This window comes from Gemmatimonadaceae bacterium, assembly GCA_019637445.1.
GTDB lineage: Bacteria > Gemmatimonadota > Gemmatimonadetes > Gemmatimonadales > Gemmatimonadaceae > Pseudogemmatithrix.
Map to the genome: position 1 here is coordinate 557,535 of JAHBVS010000002.1, position 11,875 is coordinate 569,409.

At 65.9% G+C, this 11,875-nt stretch carries 7 protein-coding genes and 2 tRNA genes; 2 read left to right on the forward strand and 7 right to left on the reverse strand.

Annotated elements, in window-relative coordinates:
• Nucleotides 1-36: 36 nt before the first annotated feature.
• The 5 genes from KF709_12560 to KF709_12580 form a co-directional block, all read right to left on the reverse strand.
• Nucleotides 37-672, reverse strand: coding sequence for a MarR family transcriptional regulator (locus tag KF709_12560; GenBank protein MBX3175241.1), 636 nt, complete (start codon nucleotides 670-672; stop codon nucleotides 37-39).
• On the reverse strand, nucleotides 665-2,122 hold the full coding sequence (locus KF709_12565; protein ID MBX3175242.1) for a glutamate--tRNA ligase: 1,458 nt from the start codon (nucleotides 2,120-2,122) through the stop codon (nucleotides 665-667). The genes KF709_12560 and KF709_12565 overlap by 8 nt, the downstream gene beginning before the upstream one ends.
• 65 nt (nucleotides 2,123-2,187) lie before the next feature.
• Nucleotides 2,188-2,278, reverse strand: a tRNA-Ser gene (locus KF709_12570).
• Nucleotides 2,279-2,336: 58 nt separating this feature from the next.
• Nucleotides 2,337-2,822 carry a hypothetical protein gene (locus KF709_12575; protein MBX3175243.1) on the reverse strand — a complete coding sequence of 162 codons (486 nt, stop codon included), beginning with the start codon at nucleotides 2,820-2,822 and terminating at the stop codon, nucleotides 2,337-2,339.
• A gap of 83 nt (nucleotides 2,823-2,905) precedes the next feature.
• A tRNA-Ser gene (locus KF709_12580) sits at nucleotides 2,906-2,988 on the reverse strand.
• Between the two features lie 113 nt (nucleotides 2,989-3,101).
• On the opposite strand from KF709_12580, the gene KF709_12585 reads away from it, so the two are divergent.
• On the forward strand, nucleotides 3,102-3,455 hold the full coding sequence (locus KF709_12585) for a hypothetical protein (GenBank protein ID MBX3175244.1): 354 nt from the start codon (nucleotides 3,102-3,104) through the stop codon (nucleotides 3,453-3,455).
• Nucleotides 3,456-4,239: 784 nt separating this feature from the next.
• Here the strand turns inward: KF709_12585 and KF709_12590 are convergent.
• Together KF709_12590 and KF709_12595 are read right to left on the reverse strand one after the other, a co-directional pair.
• Nucleotides 4,240-4,887 carry a hypothetical protein gene (locus tag KF709_12590; GenBank protein MBX3175245.1) on the reverse strand — a complete coding sequence of 216 codons (648 nt, stop codon included), beginning with the start codon at nucleotides 4,885-4,887 and terminating at the stop codon, nucleotides 4,240-4,242.
• 3 nt (nucleotides 4,888-4,890) lie between these two features.
• On the reverse strand, nucleotides 4,891-10,539 hold the full coding sequence (locus KF709_12595) for a hypothetical protein (GenBank protein ID MBX3175246.1): 5,649 nt from the start codon (nucleotides 10,537-10,539) through the stop codon (nucleotides 4,891-4,893).
• Nucleotides 10,540-10,802: 263 nt separating this feature from the next.
• Between KF709_12595 and KF709_12600 the strand changes: the two genes are divergently transcribed.
• Nucleotides 10,803-11,819: a sigma-54-dependent Fis family transcriptional regulator gene (locus KF709_12600; GenBank protein MBX3175247.1), complete on the forward strand. Its 1,017-nt coding sequence runs from the start codon at nucleotides 10,803-10,805 to the stop codon at nucleotides 11,817-11,819.
• Nucleotides 11,820-11,875 lie beyond the last annotated feature (56 nt).

Below are 11,875 nucleotides of genomic sequence, written 5' to 3' on the forward strand. Positions count from 1 at the left end.
TAGGCCGCTGGCTGCGCGATGCAGCGCGGCGCACGTTCAACCAGCTTCGTCATCCTGCGCGCGCGTGAGCGTCACGCGCAGCACCGCGGCCAGCGGCCCAAGAATGCGCACCGTGTCCGCCCCGGCGATGATGTCCTGCGTGCCGGGCGCTGGCGCCAACAGCCGCACCGTCGTGCCGCGCCGCTCCATCTGCCGCACGAAGATCTGCAGGCCGACCCGCGCCACCACCGCGCCGCCCTCCGGCACGCGCGCGCTCGGCGCCACAAGAATCAAGTCGCCCTCTCGCACACCGACCCGCGGCGCGTCCTCCGTGTTGGCCCGCACCAGGAAACAATCGTCCGCGGGGAGCAGCGAGCGGTCGAACGTGAGGTGCTCCTCGGTGAGCATCGTGCCATCTGGCGACCATCGCACCACGGGCACGGGCTGCGTGCCGCGCGCGCCACTGACGCCATCGAGCACAACGCCACGCGAGCGGCCGGGCGCGCGCCGAACGTAGCCCTTCCGTTCCAGCGCCTTGATCAGGTCCGAGACCGTACGGGTGGACGGGATGCGCAAATGCCGCGCAATCTCACGAATGCTCGGCTGGTAGCCGTGCGAGGCCAGGTGGTCGAGCAGATGATGCCAAACGCGCTGCTCGACAGCAGTGAGCGGCGCGCGCGGCGTGTCAGGCATTCGTCGCCGCCAAATACGACACGGCGCGCGCGATGCGCGACACACAGGCCTCTCGGCCGAGCAGCACCATCACCTCGAAGATGCCGGGCGAGGCCGCCGAGCCGACCAGCGCGACCCGCAGGGGCTGGAGCAGCTTGCCGGCGCCCACGCCGCGCGACTCGGCCAACGCGCGCATCGCGACTTCAATCGATGACTCGTCGAAGGGCTCAAGCGAAACCAGCGCCTCACGCGCCGCAGCGAGATGCCCAGTCGCGGCCGCGGCATCCTTCCACTGCTTCGCGACCGCATCCGGCTCGTAGGCGAAATCGTCCTTGAAGTAGGCGTAGGCCTGCGTGACGATCTCGTCCGTGAGCCGCGCGCGCACGCGCAGCAGCTCGAGCAGCTTCTCGAGCCAGGCGCGCTTGCCGGCCAGCTCGGTCGCCGTGGCGAGCCCCGCCTTCACGAGCAGCGGCGAGACTAGCGCCACCACATCGCCAATCGGCATCCGCGCCAAGTGCTGCCCGTTCATCCACTCCAGCTTGGCCGGGTCGAACACCGCCGCCTTCTTGAGGAGCCCATCGCCGCTGAATGACTCCACCAGCTGCGCCATCGACATCACCTCGTCGAAATCGCCGCCGGGCGACCAGCCGAGCAGGGCGAGGAAGTTCACCATCGCCTGCGGCAGGATGCCCTGGTGCTGGTAGTCGCCCACGGCCGTGGCGCCGTGGCGCTTGGAGAGCTTCTTCCCGTCGGTGCCGTGGATCATCGGCAGGTGGGCGAACTGCGGCTGCGCCGCGCCCAGTGCCTCGTAGAGCAGGATCTGCTTCGGCGTGTTGGAGATGTGGTCGTCGCCGCGCATCACGATGGAGATGCGCATCGCGATATCGTCGGAGACCACCGCGTGGTTGTAGATCGGCGAGCCGTCCGAGCGCAGGATGATGAAGTCGTCGATGTCCTTGTTCGGAAAGCTGATGCGGCCGTGGACGAGATCGTCCCAGGCCGTCTCGCCATCGCGCACGCGGAAGCGGATGGTGAAGGCCTCACCCGCGGCGGCACGACGCTCGGCCTCCTCGGGCAGGATGCGATCGCAACGGCGGTCGTAGGCAAAGGCGCCACCCGCGGCCTCGGCGGCGGCGCGGCGCTGCGCGAGGTCATCGGCCGTGCAGAAGCAGCGGTAGGCCTTCCCCTCGAGCAGCAGGCGCTCGGCGTCCGCGCGATGGCGCGCGAGGTTGGCACCCTGGAAGACGACTTCCTCGTCCCAGTCGAGGCCCAGCCAGGTCATCCCCTCGAAGATCGCGCGCGTGGACTCCTCGGTGGAGCGCGCGCGGTCCGTGTCCTCGACGCGCAGCAGGAACTGGCCGCCGAGCTTGCGGGCGAGCAGCCAGTTGAAGAGCGCCGTGCGCGCGCCGCCCACGTGGAGGTAGCCCGTGGGGGAAGGCGCGAAGCGAAGGCGTGGGGGCGAGGCAGTCATCAGGGCGGGAACGGACGGAAACGAGAAGCGGGCCCGACCGGAGAAGGTACCGGCGGGCCCGCACACGGAGACGGAGGGATTCGAACCCTCGATACAGGTGTAACCCCGTATAACGGTTTAGCAAACCGCCGCCTTCAGCCTCTCGGCCACGTCTCCAGCGCACTCGGGCGTGTCCGAGCGTCGACAGGGAATCTCGCCCCGAGCGGGGGGTGAATCAAGGTCGGCGCAGCTCGTAGGTCACGCGAGCGAGCTCGGCGCGCCAGGTAGTGGGACCGGTGCGGATCCAGCGATAGCTGCCCCGGCCCGGCGTGGTGCTGGCGAAGCTCACGGTGTCGGCGACGACGGTGATGCGCGTGGTGACCTCGCCGCGGGCGTTGAGCTTCACGATCTGGCCGTCGCGGACGGTGAAGACGCCGTTGGACCGCTGCTGGGTGAAGGCCGCGTCGTCGACCTCGCGCTGTTCGAGCGTCGTGTCGTTGAGGACGCGGTACTCCTCGTAGAAGGCGCTGTAGCTGCCGCCGCTGCCGACCCAGCGGCCGGCGAGCCAGGCGATCTGGGCCATCGGGCCGCGAAGGGTTGGCGGCTGGGTGCCCGCGGCTTGGCTGGCTGACTGCGCCTGGAGCGTCGGGGCGGTGAAGAGGGCGAGGGTGAGCGCGGCGATGGCGATTAGACGCGTCTGACGAGCGGAGCGATGTGGCATCGGACCTCCGAGCAGGGGACGCGGAATCACGCCCACCATTCGATACGGCCAACCCTACCAACGGTTTCTCTCGCGATTGTAAGCGGAGGGTGAGGGATTCGAACCCCCAAGTCCTTTCGGACGGCGGTTTTCAAGACCGCTGCAATAGCCATTCTGCCAACCCTCCGGGCCTCCGGGAAAGGTCAACTGATGGGGCGGGGGAGGCAACGGGGGCGGGGCAGATCGTCGCGGAGGACCGGCGGTATTTCGCGAATGAAGGAGCAGTGACAGCTTGGGGAGATGAATACGCACAGCGGACCTGACCCACGCTCGCCGGAGACTCGTCGGGCGCTCGATGCCATTCGCGCCGTGGGCGGCGACGAGCTCGTCGAGGCGATGAGTTCGGCGTTCCTCGCCTTCGCCGCGGCGCAGGAGGAGTGGTTGGCTCGGCAGTTCCTGGCGAAGAACTTCGAGGCCGTGGCGGAGGGTGCGCGTGCCCTGCGGATCAGTGCACTGCAGTTGGGTGCTGGCGATGTTGCGGCGGCCTGTGCGGCTGCGGAGTTGGCGGGTGCGGGTGGTGATGCTGCGGCGGTGCAGGGAGCGCTCGAGCAGCTGTCGTTGGCGTTAGTCGGCGTGCGGAAGGCGCTGGGCTAGCGAGGGGACGGGGCCCGCAGGGGCGCGTTAAGCGGCGCACGCGGGACCGGCGGCTGGCGTCTACCGAGGCTGCGACAGGAGCGAGTCGATCCACGCCGCCCCCGGACACGCGTCAGCTGTGCGCGGCAGCTCTCCGCCACGTTGCTTCGATGATCCTCGAGACACCCGCACGATCACGGTGCCGACCTGGCGCAACGAATCCCCTCCCGTTTCGAAGGATATCTCTGCCTCGACCGTCTGCCGCTTGGTGGCCTCGGATTTCCAGATGACAGATTGGGTGGCCCAGCCTCGTGGTGTCGAGTGCGGAGTGCAGGAGCGCGACGTGGGTTCGCCAAACGCGCTAACGAGCAGATCGAGGGTGCTTGCCGCCGTGCGCGAAGAGTCGATTCGAAGGTGAAACCTTGCGAGCCGTCCCGCGCGTCTCTCAAGCCACGCGGGGGTTGCTGGATTGAACTCGTATCGAGCCTCGAGGATCCGCGCGTCGCCGCTCGGTTCGATCCATCCAGCGTATGGAACGTGCCCAAGCTGCGGTCGCGCGCGCTGGAGCTCTTGAAGAGACCAGTTGAACGAGACTTGGGGTTCCCCGAGACCGAGGGAGACAACCGGAGTCGGCGGTCCCGAACACGCCGCGAGCACGCACACAGCCAGCGAACCGCTCCAACGCAGGGTGCGCAGACCTGGGCAGAGGCGCAGGCTCCTTGCGGTGCCGCGGGTGGTGTGGCGCTCATAGGAGCCCTCTGTGGGAAGCGCTTGCTGCATAGCTATTGCAGCTCTCCTCGCAGCGCTAACGCCATCCGTACTCGACGCGCACCGCGCTCCAGACACCGTCGACTGAAGCGATTCGCACGAAGAGTTGCTCACCTCGCGCCAGGCCATCCTGTCGCGACCAGACGGCCACTTGCACGCGAATCGTTCCTGGCAACGAGGCGAGCGGAGGTGAGAACACGAGAATGCATGACGGCCCCGGAGTGTCTAGCACCGCAAGCACGGCCGCCGAGTCCACGACGGAAATCTCGCGCCAATAGCGGCTGAAGAGAGCGATTGATAGTTCGCGGGCGCGTGCGACCGGCGGACCGGCCGGCACTACCCGCTCGACCGAGGGCGCAAAGTAGAGGAGGTCCAAGACTAACGGCGCCGCCCGCTGGCAGTCTTTCCGCTCAGTCAGCACGGCGTCAAGTGCTATGGTGAGCAGGTGCTCCGTCTCGCACAGCATCGCACCGCAGGCGGGTATCGGCCGCACCGGGGCGGCTGATGGGTGGGCTTGCGCCGCGGCGGACAGCGGCGCAAGCAGCAATGCAACTCCCACCGCCAGAAGTAGTGCGATGTAGGCAGCCGGCGCTGTCCTCGAACTTGCAGTGGCCACCCCATCAACAGCGCATCGGAACTCTGTCAACTCGGGCGAAATGCGGTTCAGCGACTGACTGTCGAGCATCGGCTACCGTCCGCCAGAGTGCCGGACGGCGCGTTGCAGGCTCTGGTAGCGCGCCTGCTCTTCGCCGTCTGCGAAGGGATTCATCTGGTGTGTGGTAGGCATACACTTTGAGATGGACTCCTGCATCTGCGATCCAGTAACTCGAGGGCCTGCGTCACGCTTCGTCTTGTTCATGAGATGCCCCTTCCACGGTGAGTCGCTGATGCCCATTACGTGACCGAACTCGTGTCCGGCCCCGCGGTGGAGCTCGTTTGTGTTCGCCACGGCAAGGAACCAGATGTCGCCCCCTGCCGGCACTCCGAAGGTGTCCTTCCCGTGGCTCGAGCCCTGGTGATCGACACCTGCGCGATCTCTCTTGATCTTGACTTCTGGGCCGCCACTGAAATCGATCGTAACGTTGTAGCCTCCTCGGCGGCCCTCCCAAGCGGCCCGAATACCTGCCTCCACCGCAGTCATGTCCGCGGGGGTCCAGTTCGGGCCTTCGAACGACAGCTGTGCGCGCAGCACAAGGTTGTTCCCGTTGAGCTTCATTTCGACGCAGAGTCCGAACGGATCGTTTGAGTTGACCGGGTCCCCACCCACATACCCGTACTGGTTGACCCCACCCGCCAGCCCGATCGGGTCGCGCTGCGTGAACCGACCCGACGCGGGGTCGTAGTACCGGTTCCGCATATAAATCATACCCGATGCGTCCCGCTTGTTGTCAAGCAGGGACCCGAACCAGCCAAGGTCCACGACGTCGGGATAGCGAACCTCACCTCCCGGATACGCGCCCTCTTGCTTCCCTGGCCAATGGTAAGCCGTCATGGCCGTGTTGTTCAGATACCGGCCCATCTCGTAGCCGCCGCGGCCGCTCCGGATCGGAGAGAAGGCGGAGTGGCCCGACTTGCGCACGATGAGCGGGTCATCGATCCCCAGGGCGTGCACGTAGCGCACTTCCCCGAAGAAGGCGCCCGAGCCGCCCGCTACGGCATCGAGAGAATCCGCCGACATCGCCCAGTTGCCGGCACGACGGCGCTCGAGCAGGAGCTGATCTCCGTCCCAGTAGAACCGCTCGATTGCCTGCACGCACACGGCCGCTGTCGCAGGCACGGTGCCGGAGCAGGTCGTGACGCTGTCCTTGCGCGTCCGTACAAGCACGCGGCGGCCCAGTGCGTCGTAGCGATACTCCTGGATCGTGTGCCGCCCACTCTGCTGGCCGAACCAGCGTTCCACTTGGCGCAATCGATTCGACGAATCGTAGAAATGCCGCGACTGCGAACCACCCTCGAAGGTCGGCGTGACGTAGTCGAAGGAGCCAGTGAAGGTGACGGTCTGCATCACGCTTCCTTGCCGCGTGGTATTGCCCGCCTGGTCGTAGTAGTACGTGCTGTTGTCCAGCGAGGTCACCGCCGGCTGCTGATTGGGCTGCCTCTCTGCGCTCAAGGGATCCGTAGCAGAGCTCGCCAGGCGCTCAAAGCTGTAGAGGTAGTCGCGACGGCTCCGGTACGTGCTCCATCCCCGGTTGGAGTCGTGGGACATCATGTTGCCCAAGGGATCGAGCGAATACTCGTCGCTGTAGATGTTCCAGCCTCCGTACGGCCGGTACTGCTCTCGGGCGATCAAAGCGCCGAAGCCATCGTAGTGCATGCGAGACGTGTCGGCATCCTCGGGCGCGAGGCCCGACGTGCGGCGCACCGTCTGCTTCCCGCGGGCGTCGTACTCGTAGTGGTTGTAGTAGACGCCGGCGATGGAACTCGAGTCGAGTCGCCCAAGCGAGCCGTAGAAGTACTGATCGGCCACGAGTCCAGCGACCTTCTGGCTGCGGAGCCGGCCCGCAGCGTCCCAGCTGAAGGTGACGGTGTCACCACCCGTCGCACCATTCGACTCAATCGTGCGCTCGAGCACCCCGAGCATCGGGTGGTATTGGTAGAGCTGCGTCGAGCCGGTGTTCATCGTGCGCTTGGTGCGCCTGCCGAGGATGTCGACCTCAAACGTGAGGCCGAGCCAATGCTGCGAGTACGCACTCGTGAGCGTATCGCTCGGCGCATACTGGCGGATGCGCAGTGTATCGGCCTTCAATGCCCCGTTCGCGTAGTAGCCCCTGGAGATCCTGGCGTCGCGGTTGTTGGCCGTCAGCATCCGGCCTGCGAGATCGTAGGAGAACGTCTCGACGTCACCTGGGAGCACGATGTCCGGCGACGTGCCTCCGCCGAGCAGGTTGGTCGGGAAGTAGGGGAAGGTCGACCACGCCGAGTCTGGAAAGACGCCGAGGAAGCAGAGTGACATGCAGTCCTGCTTTGGGCTGGTCACGGCGGGAGTCACGCGCGCGACGAGCTGGCCGCCTGCATCGTAGTAGCTCCTGACGATGTGCCCGCGCGAAGTCCGATGGCGCGTCACGAGACCAGCGGGGTCGTAGGTGAACGTGTCGGGCCCCATGCCGTCCTCGCGCTTCGTCTTCACGCGCCTGGCCGCGTCGTACGTCCACGCAGTCTTGGCGACCGTCGTGAGGACGCCGGCGGAAGTGCGACCCCGACGCACGATGCTGTCGACATTTCCCTCGAGGTCGTAGAAGGTATGGATCATCCGGCGTGCGGAGTCCGCACTGCCGGACAGGCTTGAATAGAGCAGCGAATAGGAGCTCGGGACGCTGACGGTGCGCGTGGAGTCGACGCGCCCGAGCACACTGCGATACGACGTCGTGCGCGCGAAACCGTCAAAGGACACCGTGTCCTCTCCCCAGACATTCCGCGTCACCGTGGTCGTCATCGGCGGCGTCTCAACCTCGGCGATGTTACCCAGCGTGGCGTCGTAGTCGTACGTCTCGGTCGGGCTGCCTGGCGAGGCCACCGAGGCGACGCGATGCTTGGCATCGTAGGTGAAGGTGACCTTCAGCGAGTCGTGCGGGCCGAGGCGGCGCCACAGGACCTTGGCGTAGGAGCCGTCGTAGCCAATGCGGGTCGTGTCGCCGAGCGGCGGCACGATCTGCGTGGGCAAGGTCCACTTGCTGTGCCACGTGATCTTGGTCCGCGCGCTGCTGTCGCTCGCGGTGAGCCCCGCAGCCTGTACCTGCGTGGCGAGCCCGCGGGTCGTGTCATACCAGGCGCGCTGTTCGATCCCCATCGGGTCCACGATGCGGGTCACGAGCGCCGGAAATTTCCAGTGCCGCTCAATCCTGGTCCGGCCACCCAGCGGGTTCTGGACGCTGTCCGGCCCCCCGAAGCGATTGAGATGGAAGGTCGAGACGTCGATCAACCCGCCGCGCGGACCGTCCACGCGGGTGAGCGCGGATGCAACGGGGACGCCACCGAGAGGTGTGGAAGGGCCCCACCCGCAGGAGACGAGGCCACTTGTTGCGGCATGGCAGAACCTGACCTGGATGGCGCTGTCACCTGGCACGGCGACGGTCGTGGTCGTCACGGCACCGTGGGCGTCGTACGCGTAGGTGGTGCTGTCTCCCTTTCGGTTGAGTCGCTTCAGGGCTCGGCCGGTAGCGGCGTCGTAGGAGAACGCTATTGACGTTCCATCTGGGTCGGTGATGGTGTTGAGCAAAGAGTCGTTCTGAACATGACCAAATTGCGTAACGCGGGTCACACTGTCGGGAATATCCGAACGCTTGAGCGTCGTCGAAGAAAGAATGCGAGTAGTGGAATCGTATCGGAACCAGTACGCGACACTAATGGTCGAGCTCTCCACCGGCACCGTGATCGAGTCGACTCGTGACACTCCGCCGAGAGTCGTCGGCAAGAACCGAGTAACATGTCCTTGGGCATTGACAGTGTGCGTGTGATGGCCGCTCGAGTTGAAGCGCACGTACGCACCGTTTGGCAGTCGTCGGCGCCAGTTGTGAGTGCCGCTGTGTAAACGCAGCGTGTCCGGTCGCGAGACTAGGTGTGCCACGGTGTAGACTGAGTCCACGATGCGCTTGTACAAGCGCGTGCTACCATCACCGCCGACCCAGAACTTCGTGCTGTCGTTGACATGGATGATCTGTTCGAGCCCCTCAATCCACCAGCCGCGTCCATACGGGCTCTTGGCGCGGTTCACGATGGCCAACTCGCCCGAGGTCGTGGCCGTCGTGCTGGTCCCGTTGATGCGAGCCTCGAGGGAATACGTGTAGTAGCCCGTGGCCAGCGAGAGCGCCTCAGCATCCACTGGAATCGAGACCCGACATTCCACGTTGCGGCAGGACGAACTCCAGTAATACTTGCGAACGACGGGAGACTTGCCGGGAATCGTCAGCGTCATCATCACCGTGTCAGGCGTGGCGTGTCGCGTCGTGACGTTGGCGCTCACGAAGTACACAGGCCGCGCGTGCTGACTCAGGTAGACGAGGCGGGGCGCTCGGGTGCGTCCCATCGTCTGGATCGGCGCGAGCGAATGGGCCAGGCGGAGACTGCCGCACTCAACGCCCGCCGCATCGCCGGCGGCGTACATCAGACACTGGTCGCGCGAGACAGAGCTCTCTGGATTCAGGTTCGCTGTCGATACGAGGATTCCGGCGGTCCCACCAGCACCGCCATTCGGACCAACGGTGACTCCGGTATGGGCCGTGACGGTCGCCGCGCCGTGCCGCGCCGTGAGCGAGACGGCACCTGTCACGAGCGTGTCTGAGCTGACGGCCGTGAGAGAGCCGACGGTGATCAGGGTCGAGGCGCCCGCTGCCAAGGTCGTCTGCGTAGGCGCGCTGCACGAGGCAGGCGTCACGACTGAAGCGTCGCACGCCCGGTCCAGGGCGACGACGGCACTCGATGACCCCAGGTTCTGCACCGTGAACGTCACGTTGAACGAGGTTCCGTTCCCCTTCGCGACAGTCGCAAGCGTCGGCGTCACAACCAAGTTGGCCGCGACGGGTGTCGGGGGGACGACGGCCACCGTCTGTGACCCGAATACACAGACCAAGGACGGCGTACTGCGGCAGATGGTCGCCGACACCGGCTTCGAGCCAAGCGAGTCGCCACGCACACGTACCTTCACCGTGTCTGGCGAGGTCCCCTTTCCGACCGCGGCGACGACGGTGCTCGTCAGCTTGGTGCAGGACCCGAGGCCACCGTAGCACTTCGTGGCGACCGTATCGTACGTCAGCGACGTCGAACCGTTGTTCCGCACGACGAACTTGACGACGACGCTGTCACCCAGCGTCGTCGTCAGCTGCTCGGCTGGGGCCTCGAGCTGCACCGGGTCTGGGCTCGGGGGCGCATAGAAGATGTAGGCGGTTTCGTCGATGCACTCGTAGTACTGATTGCAGGCCTGGATCCGCACATCGTTCGCTCCGTGCAGGAGCTCGTTCGAGTTGGCCTCATTCCAGTTCACGAAGTAGGCGACGCCCGGACCTCCCCACATGCCGTCGCAGTTCTCGGCCGCACCGTCGGCAACGATGCCGCGAGAAGAGGTTACGGAAAGGCCTTGCAGATTCTCGCCGCAGATCGACACCGCGATCTGCGCGTTCGGGTCGTTCAGCGTCGAGCCGAAGGGGATCGAGGAGACGTAGAACGGAGGCGTGACGGCCTCCGTTGCGCCGATGCTTGGTGCGGACTCCGGTACCTCCACCGCGGCATCGGCCTCACGGGCTGGACCTGAGGAGAGTCCGGCCCACGCGGGCAGTGCAGCCAGAGCCACGACAATGGCCACACGTCGGCCAAGGGTGGGGATGCGGATTGGCGGAATCGTCATCGGCAACGCGTCCAGGCGAAGGGTGGAGGATTGCCGGACGACGTGCACGAAATGTGCCCGCCGTAACTATATGTGGTGAAAGGAGTTACATGACACGCTCGGCGCGCGTTCAGGTCGGTGGCACAGAGAAGGAAGAGCTTGTTGACGTTGGGTCGAGCCAGTTCTATCTTCTCACGCCCGAAGCGATGTAAGCCATAGATTGAGCAGTTGTCGGCGCACTCTATGTCCTTTTAGCAGATGGTTGTGCCCGACACCTGGCTCAAATGACCGATCGCGCCACCCCGTTTGGAAGCGTGAGCTCGGAGAGCTCCGGCCTCGACGCTCTCTTTCTCAGGTCGGAGGTCCCGTCCGTCCAGGAGGCGGTAGCGAGGCTGCGAGCCTTTGCACTCGCAGACGACCCCATCCTTCTCGAAGGCGAGACGGGAACGGGTAAGTCGCACTTGGCAATCGCCGCGCACGAGTTCTCCCCCAGACGCCGCGGGCCCCGTTTTGATGTCTCGCTCAGCGGACTGGATCACGACCTCATGCACAGCCACCTCTTCGGGCACCGAAAAGGTGCCTTCACGGGCGCGACCTCGAATCACGATGGCCTGTTCGTACAGGCCCAGGGGGGCAGTCTGTTTATGGACGAGATCGGACACGCGCAGCCACCGCTGCAGCGCGCCTTGCTCGACGTTGTCGAGAACCGGCGCGTTCTCCCGCTCGGATCGAAACAGTACGTGCCGATGGAGTGTCGGATGCTGAGCGCGACGAACGTCCCCCTCGCGACGCTCGTGGCCAACGGGCAGTTCCTCGACGACCTGCGGTACCGCGTCTCACCGTTCGTGGTGAGACTGCCGAGCCTTCGTGAGCGCCAGCAGGACCTGCCCGACATCTTCCGCTGGTTCATGCAACGCCGGGCGGCCCTCTCGTACGCCCGGAGGCCCGCGCCTGCGCTGCATCCCGACGCAGCCCGCGTGGTGGCCGAATACACCTGGCCCGGAAACCTCCGAGAGGTCGCGGGGGTCGTCGCCCGCCTCCTCACGCTGCATCGCGAGGCGTCGGAGCTGAGCGCTGAGGTCGTCACGGAGGAGATTGCAGCTTCGGGGAGCGTCGCTCGCACTGCGGAACGCCCGATGGTTCCGCCGAGGCCGCCGAGCGGCGCAGCAACCGACGACGAAATCATCGCGGCGCTGGCGGCGTGCGGCGGGAAGCGCGACGTCGCGGCGAGCATGCTTGGCATCGGTCGCTCTACCCTGTTTCGGAGACTCAAGGCTTTGCGCAGCAAGCAGTCGGCGTGACGCCTCAAGCACGGTCTCACTCTCGTCTCGTGCAGTCCCGTCGTGAGACTGCAGTG